Annotated in this window: 25 protein-coding genes; 6 read left to right on the top strand and 19 right to left on the bottom strand. The window is 59.5% G+C overall.

Translation table 11 applies throughout. The features are described from left to right. Positions 1 to 27 precede the first annotated feature (27 nt). The 3 genes from trmFO to gluQRS are packed head-to-tail and all read left to right on the top strand — an operon-like array spanning position 28 to position 2,876. Positions 28 to 1,371, top strand: coding sequence for a methylenetetrahydrofolate--tRNA-(uracil(54)-C(5))-methyltransferase (FADH(2)-oxidizing) TrmFO (gene trmFO, locus PhaeoP97_RS07125; protein ID WP_072504487.1), 1,344 nt, complete (start codon positions 28 to 30; stop codon positions 1,369 to 1,371). A 33-nt stretch (positions 1,372 to 1,404) separates the two neighbouring features. Continuing rightward, the gene (locus tag PhaeoP97_RS07120) at positions 1,405 to 2,019 is read left to right on the top strand and encodes a class I SAM-dependent DNA methyltransferase (protein WP_072504486.1); all 615 of its coding nucleotides are present in this window, start codon (positions 1,405 to 1,407) and stop codon (positions 2,017 to 2,019) included. Further along, entirely contained in the window at positions 2,016 to 2,876 is an 861-nt protein-coding gene (gene gluQRS / locus PhaeoP97_RS07115) for a tRNA glutamyl-Q(34) synthetase GluQRS (protein WP_072504485.1), read from the top strand. The genes PhaeoP97_RS07120 and gluQRS overlap by 4 nt, the downstream gene beginning before the upstream one ends. Positions 2,877 to 2,930: 54 nt before the next feature. On the opposite strand, the gene hisI is transcribed toward gluQRS, so the two are convergent. Then, positions 2,931 to 3,290, bottom strand: a complete 360-nt coding sequence (hisI, locus tag PhaeoP97_RS07110) for a phosphoribosyl-AMP cyclohydrolase (protein ID WP_072504484.1) — start codon at positions 3,288 to 3,290, stop codon at positions 2,931 to 2,933. Between the two features lie 76 nt (positions 3,291 to 3,366). Between hisI and PhaeoP97_RS07105 the strand changes: the two genes are divergently transcribed. Further along, a complete protein-coding gene (locus PhaeoP97_RS07105; RefSeq protein ID WP_072504483.1) occupies positions 3,367 to 3,819 on the top strand; it encodes an iron-sulfur cluster assembly scaffold protein in 453 nt (150 codons plus the stop codon). A 308-nt stretch (positions 3,820 to 4,127) separates the two neighbouring features. Here PhaeoP97_RS07105 and PhaeoP97_RS20795 read toward each other — a convergent pair whose 3' ends face one another. The 5 genes from PhaeoP97_RS20795 to sciP form a co-directional block, all read right to left on the bottom strand. Further along, positions 4,128 to 4,250, bottom strand: a complete 123-nt coding sequence (locus PhaeoP97_RS20795; RefSeq protein WP_257786530.1) for a hypothetical protein — start codon at positions 4,248 to 4,250, stop codon at positions 4,128 to 4,130. Between the two features lie 193 nt (positions 4,251 to 4,443). Continuing rightward, positions 4,444 to 6,534 carry an ATP-dependent DNA helicase RecG gene (gene recG, locus PhaeoP97_RS07100; RefSeq protein WP_072504482.1) on the bottom strand — a complete coding sequence of 697 codons (2,091 nt, stop codon included), beginning with the start codon at positions 6,532 to 6,534 and terminating at the stop codon, positions 4,444 to 4,446. Continuing rightward, the gene (gene ligA / locus PhaeoP97_RS07095) at positions 6,531 to 8,750 is read right to left on the bottom strand and encodes an NAD-dependent DNA ligase LigA (protein ID WP_237028994.1); all 2,220 of its coding nucleotides are present in this window, start codon (positions 8,748 to 8,750) and stop codon (positions 6,531 to 6,533) included. The genes recG and ligA overlap by 4 nt, the downstream gene beginning before the upstream one ends. A gap of 173 nt (positions 8,751 to 8,923) precedes the next feature. Continuing rightward, positions 8,924 to 9,643, bottom strand: coding sequence for a response regulator transcription factor CtrA (gene ctrA / locus PhaeoP97_RS07090; protein WP_072504480.1), 720 nt, complete (start codon positions 9,641 to 9,643; stop codon positions 8,924 to 8,926). A gap of 126 nt (positions 9,644 to 9,769) precedes the next feature. After that, positions 9,770 to 10,048 (bottom strand): CtrA inhibitor SciP, encoded by a 279-nt coding sequence (gene sciP, locus PhaeoP97_RS07085; protein WP_072504479.1) that lies wholly within the window; start codon positions 10,046 to 10,048, stop codon positions 9,770 to 9,772. Positions 10,049 to 10,198: 150 nt separating this feature from the next. Between sciP and mnmA the strand changes: the two genes are divergently transcribed. Both mnmA and PhaeoP97_RS07075 read left to right on the top strand, forming a co-directional pair. Further along, the gene (gene mnmA, locus PhaeoP97_RS07080; RefSeq protein ID WP_072504478.1) at positions 10,199 to 11,344 is read left to right on the top strand and encodes a tRNA 2-thiouridine(34) synthase MnmA; all 1,146 of its coding nucleotides are present in this window, start codon (positions 10,199 to 10,201) and stop codon (positions 11,342 to 11,344) included. Between the two features lie 19 nt (positions 11,345 to 11,363). Next, a complete protein-coding gene (locus PhaeoP97_RS07075; RefSeq protein ID WP_237028993.1) occupies positions 11,364 to 11,831 on the top strand; it encodes a GNAT family N-acetyltransferase in 468 nt (155 codons plus the stop codon). A 56-nt stretch (positions 11,832 to 11,887) separates the two neighbouring features. Here the strand turns inward: PhaeoP97_RS07075 and lpxB are convergent, their stop codons facing one another. The 13 genes from lpxB to pyrH form a co-directional block, all read right to left on the bottom strand. Next, complete coding sequence (lpxB, locus tag PhaeoP97_RS07070) at positions 11,888 to 13,054, bottom strand: lipid-A-disaccharide synthase (protein ID WP_072504476.1); 1,167 nt, start codon at positions 13,052 to 13,054, stop codon at positions 11,888 to 11,890. Continuing rightward, complete coding sequence (locus PhaeoP97_RS07065) at positions 13,051 to 13,839, bottom strand: LpxI family protein (protein ID WP_072504475.1); 789 nt, start codon at positions 13,837 to 13,839, stop codon at positions 13,051 to 13,053. Before PhaeoP97_RS07065 ends, lpxB begins: the two co-directional genes overlap by 4 nt. Positions 13,840 to 13,843: 4 nt before the next feature. After that, complete coding sequence (gene lpxA / locus PhaeoP97_RS07060) at positions 13,844 to 14,629, bottom strand: acyl-ACP--UDP-N-acetylglucosamine O-acyltransferase (protein WP_072504474.1); 786 nt, start codon at positions 14,627 to 14,629, stop codon at positions 13,844 to 13,846. 5 nt (positions 14,630 to 14,634) lie between these two features. Beyond that, the gene (gene fabZ, locus PhaeoP97_RS07055; protein WP_072504473.1) at positions 14,635 to 15,099 is read right to left on the bottom strand and encodes a 3-hydroxyacyl-ACP dehydratase FabZ; all 465 of its coding nucleotides are present in this window, start codon (positions 15,097 to 15,099) and stop codon (positions 14,635 to 14,637) included. 154 nt (positions 15,100 to 15,253) lie between these two features. Further along, positions 15,254 to 15,904: an OmpH/Skp family outer membrane protein gene (locus PhaeoP97_RS07050; protein ID WP_072504472.1), complete on the bottom strand. Its 651-nt coding sequence runs from the start codon at positions 15,902 to 15,904 to the stop codon at positions 15,254 to 15,256. A 5-nt stretch (positions 15,905 to 15,909) separates the two neighbouring features. Beyond that, positions 15,910 to 18,306 (bottom strand): outer membrane protein assembly factor BamA, encoded by a 2,397-nt coding sequence (gene bamA, locus PhaeoP97_RS07045; RefSeq protein ID WP_072504471.1) that lies wholly within the window; start codon positions 18,304 to 18,306, stop codon positions 15,910 to 15,912. 125 nt (positions 18,307 to 18,431) lie between these two features. After that, positions 18,432 to 18,557, bottom strand: coding sequence for a hypothetical protein (locus PhaeoP97_RS20790; protein WP_257786529.1), 126 nt, complete (start codon positions 18,555 to 18,557; stop codon positions 18,432 to 18,434). 189 nt (positions 18,558 to 18,746) lie between these two features. Continuing rightward, positions 18,747 to 20,096 (bottom strand): RIP metalloprotease RseP, encoded by a 1,350-nt coding sequence (gene rseP, locus PhaeoP97_RS07040; RefSeq protein ID WP_072504470.1) that lies wholly within the window; start codon positions 20,094 to 20,096, stop codon positions 18,747 to 18,749. A 4-nt stretch (positions 20,097 to 20,100) separates the two neighbouring features. Next, positions 20,101 to 21,273 (bottom strand): 1-deoxy-D-xylulose-5-phosphate reductoisomerase, encoded by a 1,173-nt coding sequence (gene dxr / locus PhaeoP97_RS07035; protein ID WP_072504469.1) that lies wholly within the window; start codon positions 21,271 to 21,273, stop codon positions 20,101 to 20,103. Continuing rightward, positions 21,273 to 22,061: a phosphatidate cytidylyltransferase gene (locus PhaeoP97_RS07030; RefSeq protein WP_072504468.1), complete on the bottom strand. Its 789-nt coding sequence runs from the start codon at positions 22,059 to 22,061 to the stop codon at positions 21,273 to 21,275. The genes dxr and PhaeoP97_RS07030 overlap by 1 nt, the downstream gene beginning before the upstream one ends. Next, positions 22,058 to 22,816 carry an isoprenyl transferase gene (locus tag PhaeoP97_RS07025; protein ID WP_072504467.1) on the bottom strand — a complete coding sequence of 253 codons (759 nt, stop codon included), beginning with the start codon at positions 22,814 to 22,816 and terminating at the stop codon, positions 22,058 to 22,060. The genes PhaeoP97_RS07030 and PhaeoP97_RS07025 overlap by 4 nt, the downstream gene beginning before the upstream one ends. Positions 22,817 to 22,825: 9 nt before the next feature. After that, positions 22,826 to 23,389 (bottom strand): ribosome recycling factor, encoded by a 564-nt coding sequence (gene frr / locus PhaeoP97_RS07020; RefSeq protein WP_072506352.1) that lies wholly within the window; start codon positions 23,387 to 23,389, stop codon positions 22,826 to 22,828. A 279-nt stretch (positions 23,390 to 23,668) separates the two neighbouring features. Then, positions 23,669 to 24,418 (bottom strand): UMP kinase, encoded by a 750-nt coding sequence (pyrH, locus tag PhaeoP97_RS07015; RefSeq protein WP_072504466.1) that lies wholly within the window; start codon positions 24,416 to 24,418, stop codon positions 23,669 to 23,671. Between the last annotated feature and the right edge of the window lie 134 nt (positions 24,419 to 24,552).

Genomic DNA, 24,552 nt, shown 5'->3' with positions numbered 1-24,552 from the left:
CGGCCCCAGCTGCCCTATGTGGCGGGCATGACAAAAACATTGCATATCGTGGGCGGCGGCATGGCCGGCTCAGAGGCCGCATGGCAGGCCGCACATTTGGGCGTAGACGTGGTGCTGCATGAAATGCGCCCCAAGGTGGAGACCTTTGCCCATCAAACCGGCAATCTGGGTGAGATGGTCTGCTCCAACTCCTTCCGCTCGGACGATGATGAACAGAACGCTGTCGGCCTGCTGCATTGGGAAATGCGCGCTGCCAATGGCCTGATCATGTCCACTGCTGAGCAGCATCGCCTGCCTGCAGGGGGCGCATTGGCCGTGGACCGCGAGCCCTTTGCCGAAACCGTGACGGCCCGGCTGAAGGCGCTGCCAAATGTCACTGTCTCCTATGAAGAGATCACCGACCTGCCCACGGACGGCCACTGGATCTTTGCCACCGGCCCGCTGACCTCCGCCAGCCTGGGACAGGCCATTCAACAGGAGACCGGAGCCGAGGCGCTAGCCTTCTTCGACGCCATCGCCCCGATCATCTACGCCGACAGCATCGACATGTCGAAGGCCTGGATGCAGTCCCGGTATGACAAGGGTGAGACCGAGGAAGAACGCACCGCCTACCTCAACTGCCCGATGGACAAGGACCAATACGAGGCCTTCATCGACGCGCTGCTCGCCGCCGACAAGACCGAATTCCACGAGGGCGAAACCGCTGGCTATTTCGACGGCTGCCTGCCGATCGAGGTGATGGCCGAACGCGGTCGCGAAACCCTGCGCCATGGCCCGATGAAGCCCGTCGGCCTGACCAATCCGCATCAGCCAGAGGTCAAGGCTCATGCGGTCGTCCAGCTGCGCCGCGACAATGCGCTGGGGACCCTGTTCAACATCGTCGGCTTCCAGACCAAGATGAAATACGGCGCCCAGACAGAGGTGTTGCGGATGATCCCGGGGCTGGAAAACGCCAGTTTCGCCCGTCTTGGTGGCATTCATCGCAACACTTTCCTGAACTCGCCCACGCTGCTGGACAATCAGATGCGCCTGAAGTCCAGGCCCAACATCCGCTTTGCTGGCCAGATCACTGGCGTTGAGGGCTATGTTGAAAGTGCTGCGATGGGCCTGCTAGCGGGCCGGATGGCAGCATCGGAAATCCTTGGCCGGGATCTGCCTGAGGTGCCACAGGACAGCGCCACGGGTGCGCTGATCCACCACATCACCGGCGGCGCCGAGGCCAAGACCTTCCAGCCGATGAATGTGAACTTCGGCCTGTTCCGCACGGTCGATGGCCTCAAAGGCGGACGCCGTGGCCGCAAAGACCGCTACAAGGCCTATACTGACCGGGCAAAGGCCGCCTGGCAGGAGTGGCTGGCAAACTTTTCCTAGACGCCTCATGCGGGCAGCGCCTAAGCTGTCCGTATGAGCGAAAAGTTTCTCGACAAGGCCTATGACCTTGACACACCGGAAGCGACCCAGAAACACTACGATGACTGGGCCGCCTCCTATGACGCCGAGATTGCTGAGAATGGGTATGCCACACCGGGACGCATTGCCGAGGCTTTGGCAGGCGCCCATCCTGATGTGACCGAACCGGTTCTGGATTTTGGCTGCGGCACTGGCCTGTCGGGCCTCGCACTGCGACGCCAGGGATTTCAGACCATCGACGGGATGGAACCCTCCGGCGAAATGCTGGAACAGGCCCGAGGCAAAGGCGCCTATCGGCACCTGACGCAGATAGAAGTAACAGATCCCCAACCAATCGCCAAAGGTGCCTATCGTCTGATCACCGGCTGCGGCGTATTGGGCACCGGTGCCGCCCCTCCAGAAGTATTTGATATGATTATGCACGCCCTGCCACGGGGTGGGTTATTTGTGTTTTCCTACAATGACCACGCGTTGGAAGACTCGGCCTACACCGGGAAACTCAATGAATGGCTGGACTGTTCCGCCGCGCGACTGCTATCTCGGGAGCACGGCGATCACCTCCCTGGTATTGACCTTAAGTCCACAGTCTACGTAATTGAGAAGTCTTGATATTTACCACCCGCTTTGCCCCGTCGCCAACTGGACCACTGCATTTGGGCCACGCCTATTCCGCACTTCTGGCGCATGATATGGCACAGGCCAGCGGTGGCCGTTTTCTGCTGCGGATTGAGGACATCGACACGGCCCGGTCCCGCCCGCACTGGGAACAGCAGATCTATGAGGATCTGGTCTGGCTGGGCCTTGACTGGCCGCAGCCGGTGATGTGCCAGTCGCAGCGACTGCCCCGTTACCGGGCCGCGCTCGATCAGCTGACCGCTATGGGACTCACCTATCCCTGCCGCTGCAATCGCCGCGATATCGAGGCCGCTGCAGGTGCTCCGCAAGAGGGCGTGCCGCAATTTGGCCCCGACGGACGCATCTACCCCGGCACCTGCCGGAACCGCGCGATGGCGGACGCTGGCGCCGAGGATGTGATCCGCCTCAATATGGAAAGCGCCGTGCGCGCTGCCCGGCTACGGCCCTTCTCCGAGACCGGCGAGACCTATAACGGCCAACACCCACTGGACCCCCGGCGACTGATAACAACGGTCGGTGATATCATTCTTGTGCGCCGCGGCATGGGCAGCGCCTATCATCTCTCGGTGGTGGTGGATGATGCCGACCAGCACATCACCCATGTGGTGCGGGGCGCAGATCTGTTTGAGGCCACGCAGATCCACGTGCTGCTGCAAGCGCTGCTTGGCCTGCCGACGCCGGTCTACCACCACCACCCGCTGATCCGTGACGATCAGGGCAAACGCCTCGCCAAACGGGATGACGCCCGCGCCATCGCCAAATACCGCAGGGAGGGGGTAACTCCGCTTGATATTCGCGCCATGATCGGCCTGCCCGCTTCTTCTGGCTAAAATATCCCCGCCGGAGGCACTGCGCGTCAGGGCCGTCCCCAGCTATCAGCGCCATCAGACCATCGGCTGCATCAGCTCCAGCTCTTCGCCATCGCGAATGGCAGTGTAGAAACAACTGCGCCGATTGGTGTGACAGGCAGGGCCGGTCTGACGCACCACCGCCAGAAGGCAATCGCGATCACAGTCGATCCGCAAATCCACCAGTTCCTGCAAATGCCCTGAACTCTCGCCCTTGACCCAGAATGCCTGACGCGAACGCGACCAATATGTCACCTTATGTGTCTCCAACGTCCGCATGACCGACTGCGCATTCATCCAGGCCATCATAAGGATTTCGCCACTGCCCTCTTCCTGCGCGATGCAGGGGATCAGACCGGCCTCATTGTACTTTAGGCTAAGAGGATCAAAAGACATGGCAAAAACCTTTGCATCTGGGAACTCGCCCCCTATGTATTGAGAACAGCGCGTAAGGGAAAGCCCGAGGTACCCCATGTCCGGCGAGACTGATCTGATAAAATTATACTCCGCACGGATCCTGGCGCTGGCCGCCGATATTCCGCATCTCGACCGGCTCGAGGCCCCGGACGCCAGCGTCAAGAAACGGTCGCCCCTGTGTGGTTCGACGGTGACGGTGGACCTGCGGGTAGAGGATGGGCGGATCAGTGATTTTGGTCAGGATGTCAAAGCCTGCGCATTGGGGCAGGCTTCTGCCGCCGTTGTCGGCGAGGTCATTGTTGGCCGCACCTTGGCAGAGGTTGAACAGGCCCGCCAGCAGCTCAAGGCCATGCTGACCGAGGACGGGCCGGTCCCAGATGCCCCCTTTGACGGGTTCCAGGTGCTGATCCCCGCGCGAGAATTCAAGAACCGCCATGCGTCGATCCTGCTGGCGCTGGATGCCACCTTGGAGGCGATGCAGACCTATCAGGAACAGACCTGCGCCTGAGCGATCAGCGCTCAGGCCTGACCACAGGCCCGCAAGTGCAAACGCTGCGTAGCGCCGACAGCCCTGACATCCGCGCGTAGCTGCCGTCGGATCCATACTCCACGAACCACACGAAAAAACCGCCGCACACCCGAGGGGGTGGCGGCGGCAGTATGCTCTCTCATGCGGGACCCGAACGGGACCTGTTGACCTGAGGCAGGTCGGCCAGACCGGCAGGCAAACCGGGCAAGCTTGGGACAGGCGGCCCCGTCCGGCATAAAGAGTGCGATCAGGAAATCTAAAACCTCACAGCTGGCCGGTCGGTAGCATCACAGCAGGCCGGGCAGGTGCAACCCCGCCACCAACATCACCACCAGTGCCGCAGCGCCAATGGCATCTTGCAGCAGTGTCGAATGGGCATTCTGAACAGTTGTTTTGATTTGGGTCATCATGGTGCGGGCCTCCTGTCTGTCTTGCTATCGCTCTCTGGCGTGGTTGTTGCCTATTTGTTCTCACATTCAACTCCACCTGTAAAGAACTTTATAAGAACATTTGAGAACATCAGGGAACACGAACAGAGAACCATCACCAGAAACGGCGCGGCATGGGCCATGTTTCAATCTGTCATCACATCAGGATTTTTTGCTAACCGACAGAAATCAAACGAATTGCCTGATCCTGCTTCATCAACCACAACAGAACCCGTGCCGCCTGACCACGTGGACTGCTCAGATCCGGGTCAGAGGTCAGCAAAGCCCGTGCATCGCTTTGTGCGATTGCCATCAACCCTGCCTGACGTTCCAGATTCGCAATACGAAATCGTGGCAAACCGGACTGGGCGGTGCCAATGACATCCCCCGCGCCACGCATTTCCAGGTCGGTCTCCGAGATGCGAAAGCCATCTTCGGTTTCGCGCAGGATCTCCAGCCGCTTCTGCCCACCTTTGCTGAGCGGTGCCTGATAGAGCAGCAGACAGGTCGAGGCGGCATCGCCGCGCCCCACCCGCCCGCGCAGCTGATGCAGTTGCGCCAGGCCAAAGATCTCTGCCCGCTCAATCACCATGATCGACGCATTGGGCACGTTGACCCCGACCTCAATCACCGTGGTGGCGACCAGTACTTTGGTCTTGCCCGCCTGAAACGCCGCCATGGCTGCGTCCTTTTCTGCCGCTGGCATCTGACCATGCACCAGCCCCACGACGCCATCGCCAAGGGTGGCGCGCAGATGCTTGAACCGCTCTTCGGCCGCGGTCAGATCCATCACCTCGGATTCTTCGACCAACGGGCAGACCCAATAGCATTGCCGCCCTTCGTCGATAGCGCCGCGCAGGTGGCTCACCACCTCTTGCATCCGTTCCGTGCTGATGACGGCGGTTTTCACCGGTTTGCGCCCCGGCGGTTTTTCATCCAGCACCGACACTTCCATATCGCCATATTGCGTCAACGCCAGCGACCGCGGGATCGGCGTGGCGGTCATAACGAGCACATCGGCGCCCTTGCCCTTTTCCGCCAACTCCATACGCTGGCGCACACCAAACCGATGCTGTTCATCCACAATTGCCAAACGCAGATCGTGAAAGCTGACATCCGCCTGAAACACCGCATGGGTGCCCACAAGGATATGGATGTCACCGCGCGCAAGCGCCGCGCATTTCGCCGCCCGCTCGCGCCCCTTGTCACGGCCTGTCAGGATCTCCAGCACCACGCCTGCGGTGTCTGCCAGCGGGGACAATGCTTCCAGATGCTGACGCGCCAGAATTTCAGTTGGGGCCATCATCACACCCTGCCCGCCCGCTTCAACTGCGACCAGCAAAGCCATGAAAGCAACAAGAGTTTTCCCTGATCCGACATCACCCTGCAACAACCGGTTCATTCGATCTGAACGCGCCATATCGGTGGTGATCTCATCAATGGCACGGGCCTGCGCATTGGTCGGACGATAAGGCAGCGCCGCCAATACACGCGACTGCATCGCCCCTGTTGCCACACTGCTGCGCCCAGGTAGTGTACGATCACGCGCCCGTGCCAGCGCCAGAGTCAGCTGATGTGAAAACAGCTCATCATAGGCCAGCCTTGCCCGTGCCGGTGCCTCGGCCGCCAGCGCATCCAGCCCATCCGGGTTATGGGCAAAGGTCAGCGCCTCTGACCATGTTGGCCAGTCTTCCTTGCGGATTTGGGATGGATCCGCCCATTCAGCAAGGTCCGGTAGACGGTCCAGCGCGCTTTGTGCCGCTTTGAACATCGTCTTTTGCGACACCCCATGGGTCAGATGATAGACCGGTTCAAAATCGGGGATCTCCGCCGCCTCATCCAGCGCAACCATGTGATCGGGATGTACCATCTGCGCAGCCCCATCAAACAGCTCCAGCTTGCCCGACACAACGCGGCGCGCGCCTTCTGGCAGCTGCACCTCTAGGTAACGGCTGCGGCCATGAAAGAAGACCAACTGAAATTCTTCCTCGGCATCCGTCACGGTAATCCGATATGCCCCCCCCTTGTTGCGTGCGGGTCGGTGGGTACCGATGGTCACTTCGACCGTGGCGATCGCAGGAAAATCAAGGCCGCGAATACTCTCCCTACGCCGTCGATCCACCACGGAATATGGAAGCGAAAACAATAGGTCACGCGGTGTTTCTATATCAATCTGTGCAAAATTCTGCGCCGTCTTAGGCCCAATGCCTTGCAGGGTTTCCAATCCGGCAAACAGAGGGAACAGGATTTCTGGTCTGCCGGTCATGCGCCCTCAATCAGCTTCAACCAGCCGTCTTCATCCATGATCCGCACTCCCAGATCGCGGGCCTTCTGCTCCTTGGACCCAGCCCCCGGACCCGCCACCAGAATATCGGTCTTCTTTGACACCGATCCCGCAACCTTAGCCCCCAGGCTTTCGGCGCGCGCCTTGGCCTCGGCACGGCTCATTTTTTCCAAGGTTCCAGTGAACACCACGGTGAGCCCCGTCACCGGGCTGTCGTTGGTCGGGGTCTCGGGCGGCAGGATGCTGAGCTGTGCGATCAGCCGGTCAAACGCCGCGCGCTCTTCTGTATTGGCAAAGGCATCACACAGCGACAATCCCAATACCGCACCAATACCGTCAATCCCGATCAAATCTGACCAGGCCGCTGCCGCATCATCTGGAACGTTGTGATCTGCAACCACGGCAGCACGGGTTTCAGAAATCCGCGCGCGGCGCCCCTGTGTTGCCGCCTGCTGGCGCTCCTGGTCTTCCGCCTCATCCGCCGCACGATGGGCCATGGCCGCAGGCTGCGCACGGTCGAGCGCATCAGCCATCAGCTGCCAATCTCCATAATGTACGGCCAGATCACGGGCACCAACCTCGCCCACATGGCGAATGCCCAAAGCAAATATCAGTTTCGCCAATGGTATGCGGCGCTTGTCTTCGATTGCCGCAAAAAGATTGTCGGCGGATTTGCCACCCCATCCCTCACGGTTCTTGAGCTGCTGCATTCCAGAGCCATAATTCTCTTTGAGATCAAAGATATCCGATGGTTCTTTGATCCACTTGTCAGCGTGGAATTGCTCGACTTGTTTGGCACCCAACCCGTCGATATCAAAGGCCGCGCGTGATACAAAATGCTTCAGCTTCTCTACCGCCTGTGCAGGGCAAATCATACCGCCAGTGCAACGGCGCACCGCGTCGCCGTCCTCGCGCACCGCATCACTGCCGCATTCCGGGCATGTGGTCGGATAGACAAAGGGCACGGCATCATCCGGTCGTTTCGACAGATCGACATCCGCAATCTTTGGAATCACATCGCCGGCCCGATAAACCTGCACCCAATCGCCGACCCGGATATCCTTGCCCCCCCGGATTTCCCCCCCTTTGGAATCGCGGCCAAGGATGTAATCCTCATTGTGCAGCGTCGCATTTGAGACGACCACGCCACCAACCGTCACCGGCTGCAACCGGGCCACCGGGCTCAGTGCGCCGGTCCGCCCCAGCTGGATGTCGATGCCGTCAAGATGTGTCCAGGCGAGTTCGGCCGGGAATTTATGCGCGATCGCCCATCTCGGCGTGGTGGACCGAAAGCCCAAACGCCCTTGCAAGGCCAGCGCATCCACCTTGTAGACCACACCATCAATGTCATAGCCAAGGGTCGCGCGCTGCGCCTCTATCTGGCGATAGTGGTCGATCAGCTCTGCAGTGCTCTTGCAATGTTTGGTCAGCGGATTGGTCTGAAAGCCCAGATCCTGCAGGCGTTTCAATGCGGCAAACTGCGTTTCTGCAAGGGGGGTAGAAAGCTCACCCCAGCTATAAGCAAAAAACCGCAAAGGGCGCGCACGGGTGATTTCCGCGTCCAACTGGCGCAAAGAGCCTGCGGCAGCGTTGCGCGGGTTGGCAAATGTCTTGCCTCCTTGCGCTGCGTGACGTTCATTCAACGCCGCAAAATCCGCGTGGCTCATGTAAACTTCGCCGCGGACCTCCAGCACATCAGGGGCCTGCTCGACCCGGTGCGGTACATCCGCAATCGTGCGGGCGTTATCGGTGACGTTTTCGCCTACCGCACCGTCACCGCGCGTGGCCGCATAGATCAGATTGCCGCCTTCATAGCGCAGCGAAAGCGACAGGCCGTCAATCTTTGGTTCAGCTGTATAGGCCAGCGGATCAGTCCCGCCAAGACCAAGGTATTTGCGCAGCCCCTTGTCGAAATCCCGCACATCATCATCGTCAAAGGCATTGCCCAGCGACATCATCCGTTGTGCGTGGGTGATTTTGCCAAAACCAGATGCCACCGGCGCACCAACCATGTCCAGCTGGGTTGCGATCTCAGCCAGCTCCGGAAACTGGTCCACCAAAGCACGATACTGACGTTTCTTGGCGTCATATTCAGCGTCGCTGATCTCGGGCGCATCGGCCTGATGATAGGCGAGATCGGCAGCGCGCAATTGTTCCTGCAACTCCAGTAACTGCCTGCGGGCGTCGTCGGTAGTCAAACTGTTAAGATCTGTCTCGCCTGACTGTGTCACGTTTCTCGCCTCGCTCTGTCTTTGCTAGGTGATAGGGCGGTGACGCCATCGCGTCCAGCCACCCGCACCGCCAAGACGTGAAAAATCCCGCCGCAGCGGGATCATTCTAGCAAAGTAAAGAGATGTGGTCAGGCGCCGGATCAGGCGCCCACCGCCATGCGATGTCCACCACCCATCTGATCCTCCTGTGGATCGCGCAGCACATAGCCACGGCCCCAGACGGTCTCGATATGGTTGTCGCCACCTGTTGCTGTGCTCAACTTCTTGCGCAGTTTACAGATAAATACATCGATAATTTTCAGCTCTGGCTCGTCCATGCCCCCGTAAAGATGGTTGAGGAACATTTCCTTTGTCAGCGTTGTGCCTTTACGCAGGCTCAACAGCTCCAGCATCTGATATTCCTTGCCGGTCAGATGTACGGCCTTACCGCCAACCTCGACGGTCTTGGCGTCCAGATTAACAGAAATCTTACCGGTGTTGATAATCGACTGAGAATGTCCTTTCGAGCGGCGGATGATGGCGTGAATACGGGCCACCAGTTCCTCGCGATGGAAGGGTTTTGTCAGGTAGTCATCGGCACCAAAGCCAAAGCCCTTGATCTTATTCTCGGTGTCATCAGCACCGGAGAGGATCAGGATCGGGGTTTCAATACGGGCCATACGCAGCTGACGCAGCACCTCGTGGCCGTTCATATCTGGCAGGTTAAGATCCAGCAGAATCAGATCGTAATCATATAGTTTGGCTAGATCGATCCCCTCTTCGCCGAGATCGGTCGAATAAACGTTGAGGTTCGCATGAGTCAGCATCAACTCAATGCTTTTCGCTGTTGTTGGATCATCCTCAACAAGAAGAATGCGCATATTATTTTCTCCGCCTGTACACTGTTTCCCTCAGGTCTGAATTAACCTTGATGGAAAAAAGTTAATGGCCCGTTACCATGATGGTTAATTTGCGCGCTCACCTCAAGAGTGAATGATTTTTTTGCCTCAGGATTTGCGATAGTCTTTCAGACGGGTGGCTTTCAGGGCGTCTTCGCCAAAATCTGCGACGGCTGAAACCCAGGCACGAAATTCCTCTTCGCTTAAGCCATAACGGCGCAACGCCTCGCTTTGGGGGATCAAGCCGTAGAGCACACCGCGTACAACTGCCGCCTTACGTGACGCCACCCAGCGCCGTGTTGTTTCTGGTGGCAGATCAGCCCGCGTCATCACCGTACCATCCGGCAGGGTCACAGCACGGGGGCCATCGACTTTCTTCAAGAACATCTCGAACTTCCTTCGTGTGGAACATAGAAATTGGTCCGTCACCACATTTCGCGCAAACGCCTTAAAGAGCCGTGAACCTCCCCCCTTGAGGATCGTTAGGATTTTCCTATATTCTGCGATGTCTTTCCTACATATCCGAGGAGTCGCCTGATGGCGCTGGATCCCAATCCCACCGTGAATTCCCTAGGCTTTGCCAAACCACCGTCCGAGACGCGCGTGGTCGTGGCCATGTCCGGCGGCGTCGACAGCTCTGTTGTTGCTGCACATTTGGCCGATGAGGGCTATGACGTGGTGGGCGTGACCTTGCAGCTCTATGACCATGGCGCGGCCCTGGCCAAGAAAGGCGCCTGCTGTGCCGGCATTGATATCCACGATGCGCGCCGAGTCGCCGAAGAGCGTGGTTTTCCGCATTACGTGCTGGATTATGAGAACATTTTTAAAGATGCCGTTATTGATGAATTCGCCGACAGCTATCTGGCTGGCGCAACCCCGGTACCCTGTATCCGCTGCAACGAGCGGGTGAAATTCAAGGATCTGCTGGAAACCGCCCGTGACCTAGAGGCCGACTGCATGGCCACAGGGCACTATATTCAGCGCAAAGATGGCCCCAATGGGGCCGAGTTGCATTCGGCGGAAGATGCCAATCGCGACCAGAGCTACTTCCTGTTTTCCACCACACCAGAGCAGCTGGATTATCTGCGCTTTCCGCTCGGTCATCTGCCCTCCAAGGACGCCACCCGCGAGATGGCTGCGCAATACGGTTTGGCCGTGGCGGATAAACCTGACAGCCAGGACATCTGCTTTGTGCCCAATGGCGATTACGCCAGCGTGATCGAAAAACTGCGCCCCGGCGCGGCAGAACCAGGCGAAATTGTGCATTCCGATGGCCGGGTGCTTGGCAGCCATAACGGTGTTATACACTATACCATCGGTCAGCGCAGGGGGCTGGGCATCGGCGGGTTGAGCGAGCCACTTTATGTGGTCAAGCTGGATGTCGACACCAAACAGGTTGTTGTTGGCCCGAAAGAGCTGCTGGCAACTCGCACAATTCCAGTGCGCGAAATCAACTGGTTGGGGGATGACCCCTTTACCTCGCAGTCGGAATGGCACCTCAAGGTCAAAGTGCGCTCCACGCGCCCCCCGCGCGAGGCCATTGTGCGGCCGATCTCCGCAACCGAAGCCGAAGTGGAACTGTTGACGGCCGAGGAAGGCATCTCGCCCGGTCAGGCCTGTGTATTCTACGCAGGCGAAGGCAGCCGCATCTTTGGCGGCGGCTGGATCTGGAAAGGTGCCTGAGCCGCTACAGACCCAACGATTGACCCTCCGGCCCCTGCGGGCCGGAGACGCCACCGATCTGCATCGCTTTTTCTCGGATCCGGTGGCGATGCAGTATTTCGACACGCCGCATAGGGACATTGCACAGAGCGAGGCATGGCTGACTGGCACCCTGCGCGCACCACTGTCAGACACACGTGAATATGCGCTGGTTCGTGACGGTTGCGTCATTGGCAAGGCGGGCATCTGGAAAGCGCCCGAACTAGGTTTTTTCCTGGAGCGCGCCGCCTGGGGGCAAGGCTTGATGCGCGAGGCGCTGGAGGTTTTGATCCCACATCTTTTTACGACAATGAACTTGCCGCATATGCTTGCCGATGTGGATCCCGACAATGCAGCCTCGCTGATGCTGCTGCGTGGTTTGGGGTTTGTCGAAACTCACCGTGCGGCGCGCACCATCCAGATCAGCGGCAAATGGTGCGACAGCGTCTATCTACACCTAGCTTCCTAGACCCACGGCCAGACCGCAGTACAAAGACCCCGAACCTGAGCTGTGTGATCCCCGCCTTAGGCGGTCGGCAGACGGTCCAATACGGCACGGCCTGCGCGCAGGCCTGGATCTTCACCGCCCTCACCCAACCGTTCCATCGTGGTCGCCATGGCTGCCGACTGCGCGGATGGGTCGGCTTTGACCTTAATCAGCGCCTTGGCGATAGCCTCCGGCGTGCACTCAGGGCCAAGGCATTCTGGTACCACCCGCGTGTCGCTGACCAGATTGACCAGCGTGACGGTATCAATCAACGCCATCCGGCGCATGATATGCCAGGTGAGCCACTGGAACTTATAGGCGATCACCATTGGCGTGCGCGCCGCCGCCAGCTCCAGCGAAACCGTACCAGAGGCGGCCAGCGCCAGCTCCGCTGTGGCAAAGGCCGCGCGCTTATGTGCCTTGGCGGTTTCAGCCTTTAGCGTATTGGGGTCGATCACCACCGCAGTATCCGACCATTCCGCCAGATGGCTACGGACCAGATCGGCGACCGGTCCCGCAGCTGGCACCACAATCCGGTATTCGGGATGGCTGTCCTGAAACTGCCTCAGCGCCGCGCCAAACACCGGTGCCAGCCGGGTCACTTCCGATCGGCGAGACCCCGGCAAGGCGAGCACGCAGGGCACATCTTCCAACTGGTAGTGACGGCGAAATTCGGCAATCTCGGCCTCGGTGGCCTGCGGCTCCCCGACAACCGGGTGCCCGACAAAATTGCACTCCATACCAGCCGCCTGCATATAAGGTGGTTCAAACGGCAGCAGCGCCAGCACGTGATCAATGACCTTAGCCATCTTATCCGCCCGCTTCGGCCGCCAGGCCCAAACCGAAGGGGCCACATAATGCACGGTGCGGATATTGCTGGCCGCTTTCACCAGAGCCGCCACACGAAGAGAGAAATCAGGGCTGTCGATGGTGATCATCACATCCGGTTTCATCTCCAGCACGGCCTCAGCCGTCTCGCGGATTCGCCGTTTTAGATGCTGGTATTTCGGCAGCACCTCGGCCAGCCCCATTACCGACAGTTCCGACATATCAAAGCGCGACGTCAGCCCCTGTTCAGCCATCAGAGCGCCACCGACGCCCTCAAAGCTGACATCCGGCCGCAACTGCCGCAAGCCAGCCATCAGCGCCCCCCCAAGACGATCCCCAGAAGGCTCGCCCGCGAGGATGAACACCCGTAGGCTCATGCGCTGCGCAGCCAGAGAAACAGGCCCAACCGGTTGCAGGTGGCGACCACGTCATCCTGGTTCAGAACGATAACACCGCCCGCCTCAAGCACGATACCGGACAACCCGGCCTTCGCCGCCAGCTCCACCGTCTGCGCGCCGATTGTGGGCAGATCCGCGCGGCGGTCCTGCCCCGGTTTGGGCGCCTTGAACAACAAGCCGCCAGTGCCATCCGGGCGCTGTTGCAGCGCGTTCAGCATCCAATCGGTGCCAAAGAGGTTTTCCACCGCAATTGCCTGCCCCCTCCGCACCGCGCAGGACTGGCCCACGTCGGCGCGGCTCATGGCCTCGACAACCTCGGCGCCACGCTCTGCATCCGGCTTGTCCAGCTCGCCCGGTTTGACCTTGGTCGGAATACCCTCGGCCATCAACAGATCCGGTGCCACCTCATGGGCCGCGCGTACGTTCATACCAGCCTGCTCAAAAATGCCGATGATGGCCCGCAACGCACCGTCATCGCCGGCGGCCAGAGCGCCTTGAAGCACCGGTACCAGCGGCAGGGTCTCGGCGTCAATTTCTGCCGGCTCAATCGCCGGGCGACGCACGGCCCCTGCAAGGCAAATCTCCGTCACACCTGAGTTTGCTAATCGCGCAATAAAGCTGCCCAGTTGTTCCAAACGGAACGTCAGTTCCGGCTCGATGTGGTCCGGCTCTGAACCACGCATGGCGCAGATCAGCGGTCGGTCAGACAGGCGCGCAGCCAGTTCGGCGGGCAATGCGCCCTGCCCTGCAATCAATGCCAGCATCTGATCAGCCCCCCGGTGTCAGGAAAGAGCGGTCGCTCTCACCGGTGATGAATTCAACGATTTCCTGCACATAAGTGCTGTCGCTTTCGGCACCCAAACGGCGCGCGCGCTCCTGAAAGGTGCCTTCGCCCTGCGCCAGCATCTGAAACGCCGCCCGCAGCGCGGTGATATCAGAGCGTTGCACGCCCCGGCGTTTCAAACCGACAAGGTTCAGCCCGTCCAGCTCGCCGCGCGGAGCCTGCACCAGCCCATAGGGAATCACATCATTGGTGACCATGGTGACGGCGCCGACGATGGCACCGTGACCGATCCGCACCCATTGGTGGATGCCAGACAGGCCGCCGATGATCACGTCATCTTCCAGCACGCAATGGCCCGCGACCGCGGCTGAGTTCACAACGATCACCCGATCCCCGACCTGCGCGTCATGGGCGATGTGACAGCCGGCCATGAACAAGCCATCGTCGCCAATCCGGGTCACGCCGCCGCCGCCTTCGGTGCCGGCATTCACCGTCACATGTTCGCGGATTCGGTTGCGCTTGCCGATCACGGTCTTGCAGCGCTCGCCCTTAAACTTCAGATCCTGCGGAATCTCCCCCAGAACGGCAAATGAGAATACCGCCGTGTCCTCGCCGATTTCGGTCTGGCCAGTCACCACCACATGTGACTTCAGCTCAACCCGGTCGCCAAGCACGACGTCAGGGCCAATCAGGCAGAACGGGCCAATGACGCAATCCGCGCCAATTGTCGCCCCGTCTTCGACCACCGCGCTGGGATGGATCCGGGTCATCTGGGTCAATCCTTCTGTACGTCGACCATGGCGGAGAATTCAGCTTCCGCTGCGGTCTCGCCATCGACAGTCGCGACACCCTTGAATTTGAAGATCTTGCCACCGGGTTTGCCACGGGTGGTATCCACACGCATTTTCAGCACATCGCCGGGGATCACCTTGCGACGGAATTTGCATTTATCGATGTTCATGAAATAGATCAGCAGCTCGGTGTCGATCATATCCATGCCGACGCCCAGCATAACACCAGCAGTCTGCGCCATCGCCTCGATGATGGTGACACCGGGCATAATCGGAGTACCGGGGAAATGGCCCTGAAAATGAGGTTCGTTCATGGTGACATTCTTGATGCCACAGGCCGAGGAATAGCCGTCAATCTCGACGACCTTATCGACCAGCAGAAACGGGTAACGATGCGGCAGAATCCGCTGGATCAGGTGAATGTCGGCGCTTTTCAGCTCGGTTGTCATTGCGGTTTTCCCGTTTTCTGAATGTTATCTATCTCCTAGCAACTGGTCGCTGCTTCGGCAAGCCAGAGGCCCGATGATGCGAGTGTTGCCGCCATCCCATCCCCGCCATTCCAATCCAGCAATCGGCAACGCGGTCTGCTTGAACATGCGCGGTTCAGTCGTCGCCTGTGCCAGGGTTGGCGCTTTCACCGCTGCCCAATACGTTATTGATACGTGAAATCGCCAAATCCGTAATATCCGCAGCATCGGCGCTAAGGAAGACGTTTGCGTGTTCCAGGATCGCCCCGGCGCCCGCTTCGCGCATGATCTGTTGCAGCACCGGCAGCGAGGCTGTGAAGAAATCCCGCCGCGCGTCCTCGCCCATCTGATTGATTTCGCGCAGCTTTTGGTCCTGACTGCGCCGGGTTTCCTGAACTTTTTCGTCAAAGGCATCCGCCAGGGCACGGAACGCCGCAGGATCCATGCTGCTGCGCCGCGCGGTCAGATCCAATTCCTCGGCCCGCAACTCCGCTTCGATCCGGCGGTTCTCAGCCGTCAGCACGGCGCCTTCGGCATCCAACTCTCGTGAGACCCGCTGACCAAAGGCGCTTTCAGCATAAAGTCGTTCGGATTGAATGGTCAGCAAACCATTCTGCGGTGCCCCCAATTGCAACGTTTCTCCAACCGGAAACCCCGCAGGGGGCAATATTGCCTCCTGTGCCGTGACCGAAAGGCTCTGCATTGGCAGCCCCAGAAGGCTCAGCACAAAGGGCGCCAGCCAACCGGCCAGCGCCCCCCTGTGCCGTGTGTCCACAGCCCGTTTCATTGCGATCAGAACCGCGCCTGAAGTGTCAGGTCAAAGCTCTGCTCCTGGTCGAAGTCTTCTTTCTTCAGCGCCTTGGAGAAGTTGAACCGCAAGGGGCCAAAACCGGTCGTCCACAAGAGCGAAAAGCCAACAACATGGCGGTAAGAGCCGCCGCGCCCGACAATATTGCCACCGGCAGCACCAGTGTCCGCATTGTTCAGCCCCCAGAGGTTGCCGACATCATAGAACAGACCGCCGCGCAGACCGATTTCTTCGGGCAGGCCCAGCGGGAATTCCGCGTCAAAGCGGGCCGCCGCGTAGTAGTTGCCGCCCAAGAAGTCGTCATAAGACCCACCGCCGCCATTGGGCGAGCGATCCCGTGGACCAATACCACCCGGCTCAAAACCACGCAGAATGCTGGGGGACAGAACAAACCGGTCGATCGAACGGCTAAAGCCACTTCCCTGCCAGCTAAAGGCACCAGCCTCGATTGTGGCGCGCAAGGTGACTTCTTCGTTAAAGACACGACGCTGTGCAATGAATTTGGCAGTGCTGCGCAGGTATTCGGAATCGCCACCAAGACCCGCGTAGTCAGCCCCGACTTGGATCAGGTAACCGCTATTGGGATCCAAACCATTCAGACGGCTGTCGACGGTATAGGTGAAGCCAATAGCACTGGCGTTCAATGAACCTTGGTTGATTTCACTAGTGACGACAGGCCCGGCCAGCGGGAAGCCAGAGGAATCGTCTCCGCGGCCAATCATCTCATCGTCGTCCCAAGTATAGCGAACCTGAAGCGTGCTGTTTTCTGAGGTCTGGAATGTCAGCGCAGGTGAGAAAAACGCGCGTTTGGTGTCGTAGAGCGCAAAGCTGGAGTCGGTCTCGGTATAACCAAGATCCAGATCAAATCGCAGATCGCGGCCCAACAGATACGGCTCGGTAAAGCCAAGCGTGTATTCCTCGGTGTCCTGTGCGGTCGAGATATTAAACGACAAGCGCTGGCCACGTCCAAGAAAGTTGTTCTCTGTCAGGCCAAGGCTAATGCCAAAGCCGTCGTTGACCGAATAGGCCCCACCGAGGTTGAGCGCGCCTGTCGGCTGCTCTTCGACATCTACATCAACAACAACTTCACCCGAGCTGCTGCCTTCACGGACGTCCACATCGGCATTCGCAAAGAACCCAAGCGCACGGATACGTTCAGCGCTTTCGCGGATCTCACGCGGGTTGAAGGGGTCGCCTTCAACCGTGCGGAACTGCTGGCGGATCACCCGGTCCAGTGTCGTCGTATTGCCTTCGATGTCGATCCGCTCAACAAACACACGTGGACCGCGGGTCAGGACAAAATCAACATCCAGCTTTAGGTCTCGGTCGTTGCGGCTGATCCGTGGTTCAACGCGCAAAAAGTCGATGCCTTTGCGGATCGCAAACGTTTCCAGGCGCCGGATCGCATTCTCAATCACGCTTGGCGAATAGGTCACACCGGGGCGGACCTTCAGCACTTTGCGGAACTCATCCGCGTCGGCTTCCGACATCTCGCTGGTGACCGAAATCTCGCCGAACTCAAACTGCTGACCTTCGGTGATATCCACCACCAGGAAGGCTGCATCGCGTTCTTCGGTCACCTCGGCGTTGGTGCTGTTGACGCGCACATCAACATAGCCCCGCGACAGGTAGAAATCGCGCAGCACCTGCTTGTCGAACTCCAGACGGTCCTCGATCAGCGTATCGGCCCGGATAAAGGTCCGCAGCAAACCCGCCTGTTTGGTTTCCAGAACCCGGCGCAGGCGACGGTCGGAATAGACGCGGTTGCCGACAAAGGACACACGCTCCACCTCAATCGTGTCGCCTTCAGCGATTTCGAACACCAGATCGACACGGTTGTCGCTGCGCCGGATAATGCGCGGCGTTACGGTCGAGGCCAGCCGCCCCTGCGCGCCGTAAGCTTCGGCGAGATTGGAGGCATCCCGCTCGGCAACGGTTGGGTTGAACACCCGGCGCGGTGCCGATTCGATCAGCGCCAGCATCGCATCATCCTTGATGCGGCGATTGCCCTCAAAGCTGATCTTGTTGATGGTCGGGAACTCGGTGACCTTGATCACCAGCGTATTGCCCTGAGGGACAATTTCGACACTCTCAAAGACACCGCTGTCGAGAATGCGCTGATACGCATCATTGAGCTGGCCACCGCTCACAGATTTGCCGCGTTCAATGCCAGTATAGGCCACAATCGTTGAGGTCTGGATGCGTTGATTGCCCTCCACCTGAACGTTTGTGAAACTATAACTTTGCGCCGCCACGATCTGTGGCGTCAGGACAAATCCCAAAGCAACAGCCAATGCCGCAGCAGATACGTTTCTATACAAAATATGGACACCCAATTTGCGTCCCCCACAGGATGTACCTGTGTGCTTCCCCCGAACCATCAGTCAAAACCCGATTTTTTTACAGCTTAATCCGTGCGTATCGGGTTTATCATCACTTGTCAAAAACAACAAAAAGGCGCGCGGTATGTCCCCACACGCCAGATCGCTTGCAACAGCTTGAAAACTCAGAGACTGCCGATCCAGGCACCGGCCGCCAGCGCCCCCAAAATCGTCGCCACAGACATGGCGCGGTCCCAGTTAAGGCGCAGAAACAGGCCAAATCCAGTATTGGTGATGTACAGGCTGCTCATGGCGTCCACTCTCCCGTTTATCTAAATAAGATCCCACATCCGCCGCAACCGCGCCGCGATATGCGGCGCCGCTGCCCACCGGCGGCTTACCAAAGGATTAACGGGGCAATGTGGCAACAGTTGGGCATTCGATCCCACGGCGCCGGACAGGCACGCCGACCAGGAACACCCCGGTCGGCGGAAAAACGCCTAGCAGAAGATGTCGTTGCCCAGAGCAAACAGCATCAGCGTCAGGATCGCCGCAATGCCAAAGGTCATCAGAATACGCATCGCGCCATCGCTGGGTGGCTTACCGGTCACGGCCTCATAGGCGTAGAACACCAGATGCCCGCCATCCAATGCCGGGATCGGGAACAGGTTCAGCAACCCCACAGCCGTGGACAACACTGCGATAAAGCGAATGAAACTTGCCGCCCCCTGGCTCGCCATCGCACCCGAGGTTTCGGCGATGCCAATCGGCCCGGACAGGTTACAGGTGCTGATCGCCCCGGTGATCATATGCTTCAATCCGGACAGGGACATTTCCACGACGCTCCAGACCTGCGCGGCACCGGCACCAAAGGCCGCGCCAATACCAGAGGCCTCTGTCGCAGGTTCAAAAGCCAGGCCACCGGCGATTCCCATACGCCAGCGGGTGGCAAAGCCGCCGTCGGGCTGCGGCTCATCCACGCGGCGGGGGGCCAGCGCCATCTCAAACTCTTCTCCTGCGCGCCAGACCTGCAACACCAGCACTTTGCCTTCGGCACTTTCAACGGCGCGCTTCAACTGGTCAAAGGCAAAAATCGGTGCGCCATCCACCGCAGTGATCACATCACCCGGTTGCAGGTCGATGTCAGCAGCAGCACTGCGCGGCGCCACGCCCCGGACATGCGGTGGCCAAGGATATGGGCCCTCCACCTCGGTCTGTTGCCCATCACGCAAGACGGTATAGCGCAGTGGCTGCTGTTCCGGGATGGCATCGCGGAACGCATTGAAAGCCGCGGCATCCTCCAGCGATGGCACATCGACCCCACCAATTTGCAAGAGCGCATCCCCCTCACGCAGGCCGGTTTGCAACCCTGGCAGCGGCACCAGCTGCTGCACGGTCAGCGGGTCACGCGTGGTGCCTTGGACCATGAAAACAGCCGCAAAGATCACTATCGACATGATAAAGTTGAACACAGGCCCCGCAGCTACGGTCGCCGACCGCGCCCAAAGCGGGGCGCCATGCATGGTCCGGCGCAATGCCACCGGATCCGCCGCCACATCCGCCATCGCGCTGGCATCCTTGCCCGAGGCCGCATCGGCGTCGCCCAAGAATTTCACATAGCCGCCAAAGGGCAGCAGTGCCACCTGCCACCGGGTGCCGCGTTTGTCGACGCGGCTGAACAGAACCGGACCGAACCCCAGCGAAAACACCTCGGCATGGATCCCGGACCAGCGCCCGACAATGTAGTGACCGTATTCATGCACCGCGACAATCACCGACAGGGCAACCACAAAACTGGCGATGACATAGAAAAACCCGCCAAGCTGCGGAAGGAAGGAGAGAAGATCCAATGGTTTACCTTACGTGGTCTAGAATTACGTTGTCGGCCTCGATACGAGCGAGATGGTCGATCTGGCGCACGGTATCAAGGGTCATTGCCTCATCTAGCCCGCGATCACCGCTGTCAAACTGTACCAGCACGCGCGCGACGATATCGGCCATATCCAGAAATCCGATACGCCCGGCAATAAAATGATCCAGCGCGCGTTCTTTGGCGGCGTTGAACACCGCGCCCATCAAGCCGCGCCGTGCCATCACATCATAGGCCAGTTGCAGGGCCGGATATCGTGCGGGGTCTGGGGCGCGAAACGTCAGCTGTGCCAGCCGCGCCAGATCCAGGCGGTCCACAGGCAGCTCGCGCCGGTCGGGCCAATGCAGCGCATAGCCAATGGCGTGGCGCATATCCGGCGCGCCAAGATGCGCCATCAGTGCCCCATCGCGAAAACCGACCAGCGCGTGCACGATAGATTCAGGGTGGACAACAACCTCGATCTGCTCTGGTGCGACATCAAAGAATTCGCGGGTTTCAATAACTTCCAGCGCCTTATTGAACATGGACGCACTGTCGATCGTGATCCGCTGCCCCATATCCCAATTGGGATGTGACGAGGCCTGTGCCACCGTGGCTGCCCTTAGATCCGCCATCGGCCAATCGCGAAACGCCCCGCCGGATGCAGTGATGATAACGCGTTCAACTGCGGTGATATCCTCGCCGGCCAACCCCTGAAACACAGCAGAGTGTTCGCTGTCCACCGGCAGCAGTCGCGCATTATGGGTTTTGGCAGTCTCCAACAACAGCGCGCCGGCGCAGACCAGCGATTCCTTATTGGCCAGCGCCAGTGTCGCGCCCTGTTTCAGCGCCTCCAGCCCCGGCGCAAGGCCCGCGGCCCCAACAATGGCAGACATCACCCAATCTGCCGGACGCGCCGCTGCCTCTGTCAGGGCCGCCTGCCCCGCAGCGGCCGCCACATCTGACCCGGCCAATGCAGCGCGCAAATCAGGCAAGCGGTCCTCAAAAGCGGTGACAGCAATATCCGCGCGCAGCGCAATTGCGTCCTGCGCCAGCTGGGCGATATTCGCCCCGCCGGTCAGCGCCACCACATCATAGTCATTCGGGGCCCGAAGGATCAGATCAATTGTGTTTTGTCCAATGGATCCGGTGGCCCCGAAAATTGAGATTTTTCGCATTACAATGCCCCGCCGGGCAGCCCCCAGAGGCTGAGCACGAGCAGCACCATGGCGGCGGCCCCCAACATACCGTCAAAGCGGTCAAAAAGCCCGCCATGACCGGGGATCAGCCCACTTGAATCCTTGACGCCCATCTTGCGCTTCAGCGCACTTTCGGCAACGTCACCCGCCTGGCTCGCCATGGACACCAGCACAGACAGCACCACGACGCCAATTCCGGCAGCCCCCTGTGCGGCAAAAACTGCACCCACAATGGCCGCTGCAATCCAGCCCGCCGAGGTTCCAGACCATGTTTTCTTGGGGCTGACCCGCGGCCAGAATTTCGGCCCGCCAAAGGTTTTGCCCGCAAAATAGCCCGCGATATCGGTCGCCACGACAACCAAGATCAGCCAGATCATCCACTCCAGCCCCAGCGCGCTGCGCATCCAGATAAAGGCATAGGCGGCAAATAGCACCCAAAGCGCAAAGCCAAGATAGGTCCCACGACGCATATCCAACACCGCAGCCCCCAGCAGCGCAGGCACCATCAACAGGCCAACGCCCCAACTGCCAGCCAGCAGGGCTGCCGCCAGGACGGCCCCCGTTGACAGTACACCCAGCGGCAGCGCCAGGCCCTGGCGGCCAGGTGCCACCATACGCAGAAGCTCCCAGATCATGCCGCCACAGGACGCCGCGATCAGCAGGTCAAACACCACACCGCCACTCCAGACGGCCCAGCCACCAACCAGCACCATGACCACGGCAGACATCAGCCGAGGCATCAGATCCGCCCAACGCCCGCTATTCATGCCTTCACCGCGCCAAAACGACGGTCACGCTGTCCGTAACTGCGGCACAGGCGCTCCATTTCCTCAGAGCTGAAATCCGGCCAGAGTGTGTCGATGAACTCATATTCCGCATAGGCAGACTGCCAGAGCAGAAAGTTGGAAATCCGCGCCTCACCGCTGGTGCGGATCACCAGATCCGGGTCTGGCAGAACATGGGTGTCCAGATACCGCGGCAGCGTTTCCTCATCGACGTCAGCTGGGTTCAATTTGCCTGCGGCTACATCCTCGGCCAGCCGTTTGGTGGCGCGGGCCACCTCGTCGCGGCCACCGTAGTTCAGCGCGATGGTCAGGTGGGTGCCGTCATTGTCGGCAGTCTCACGCTCCATCTGGTCCATCAGCGTGACCAGTTTCTTGTCCAGCCGCACCCGATCGCCGATGAAACGCACCCGCACATTGCGCTGCGACAACGCTTTCATTTCTTTGGAGATGTAGCGGCGAAAAAGGCTCATGAGGCCAGCGACCTCAACTTGCGTGCGCTTCCAGTTCTCGGTCGAGAAGGCAAAAATGGTCAGATACTTTACGCCTAATCTGGGGCAGCATTCCACCACCTCACGGACGCGCTTGGCGCCAGCATGATGCCCGAACAGGCGGGGCCGTCCGCGCGACTGGGCCCAACGACCGTTACCATCCATGATGATGGCCACATGTTTGGGCCCGTGTTCCAGGGTTGTGCCCACCGGGTCCGACGCCAAGGCGGTGTCTGTGCTCTGTGACATATGCAGGTGTCAGACCTGCATGATTTCGGCTTGTTTAACTTCCAGGGCTGCGTCGACAGCTTTGATCATCTTGTCGGTCAGCTCCTGCACTTCGCCTTCCCAGAATTTCTGGTCATCTTCGGACATGCCGTCAGATTTTGCCTTCTTGATCTGATCCATCCCATCACGGCGCACATTTCGCACCGACACGCGGGCGTGTTCGGCATATTGGCCGGCCACTTTGGTCAGCTCGCGGCGACGCTCTTCGTTCAGCTCTGGGATTGGCAGCATGATGATGGTGCCGTTGAGCTGTGGGTTAATGCCCAGGCCAGATTCGCGGATGGCCTTTTCGACTTTGCCAACCAGGCCCTTATCCCAGACGTTGATGGTGACCATGCGTGGCTCAGGCACGTTGACGGTGCCCACCTGATTGATCGGTGTCATAGACCCATACGCGTCAACCATGACCGGTTCCAGCATCGAGCCGGATGCGCGACCGGTCCGCAGAGACGCGAATTCGGTCTTGAGGTTGGCCATGGCGCCATCCATGCGGCGCTGTAGATCATCGGTATCGAGAATAAATTCGTCAGACATTCTGCTCTCCCCTGACTTGAGGCGGTGTTTGCATTGCTCATAAGACATTGACAGAGCGTTGTATAGCAATCTTGCCGCAGATTTGAAGCCGCCGCTGGCGGGATCTTGCGGCCATTGAATCAACATCACGGCAACATACAAGCGCACAACCATGCGCAGGGGTGCAGCCTGCGCCGCCGTGTCAGAACAAGAAAACCGCGCGCCAGACCTGGGTCCGGACGCACGGTCTGTTTGGTTTTCGGACAGTACAAGGTCGGCAGCTGCTGCCCGACGCCGTGGTCAGCCGTGGACTTTGGTATAAGTCCCCTTGCCCGCCAGGATGCCGCGGAACCCGCCCGGCTCATCCAGAGGAAAGACCATCAGCGGCAGATTATTGTCACGCGCCAGCGCAATGGCTGAGGCGTCCATAACCTTCAGACGTTTGGCAAGAACCTCATCATAACTGATCTCGTCATAGCGCACGGCATCGTCATGCAATGCGGGGTCTTTGTCGTAGACGCCATCAACGCCGTTCTTGCCCATGAAGATCGCTTCGCAGGCCATCTCATTGGCGCGCAGGGTCGCTGCGGTATCAGTGGTGAAATAGGGGTTGCCTGTGCCTGCGGCAAAGATGCAGACACGTTTTTTCTCAAGGTGGCGCACCGCGCGGCGGCGAATGTAGGGCTCGGCCACCTCATCCATACGGATGGCGGAAATCACCCGGGTGAATACGCCGTTCTCTTCCAGTGCTGACTGCATCGCCAGCGCATTCATCACGGTCGCAAGCATACCCATGTAGTCCGCAGTGGTCCGCTCCATCCCCTGAGCAGAGCCGGACAGCCCGCGAAAGATATTGCCGCCGCCGATCACCATGCAGATTTCGACACCCATGTCGCGCACGGATTTCACTTCCTGGGCAATGCGCTGGACGGTTGGCGGGTGCAGCCCGTACCCCTGGTCGCCCATCAGCGCTTCGCCTGAAATTTTCAGCATCACACGTTTATAGGTTGCCGCCGGCGTGGCCTCCGGCTGATCGTTGGTAAGGGGCATGTTGCGCTCCGGAATATGACGGGGTTACTTTGCGCGCAAAATGAAGCAAATCGGCGGCAGGATCAATGCGGCCTGAGATGTTTTTCAGAGCCGATATGCGCCGATGGCCCGCGCCCCGAAGAACATCCGAAGAA

The organism is Phaeobacter porticola (genome assembly GCF_001888185.1).
Classification (GTDB): Bacteria; Pseudomonadota; Alphaproteobacteria; order Rhodobacterales; family Rhodobacteraceae; genus Phaeobacter; species Phaeobacter porticola.
Note: the sequence above shows the minus strand (reverse complement) of the source record. Positions and strands in the feature narration are given on the sequence as shown.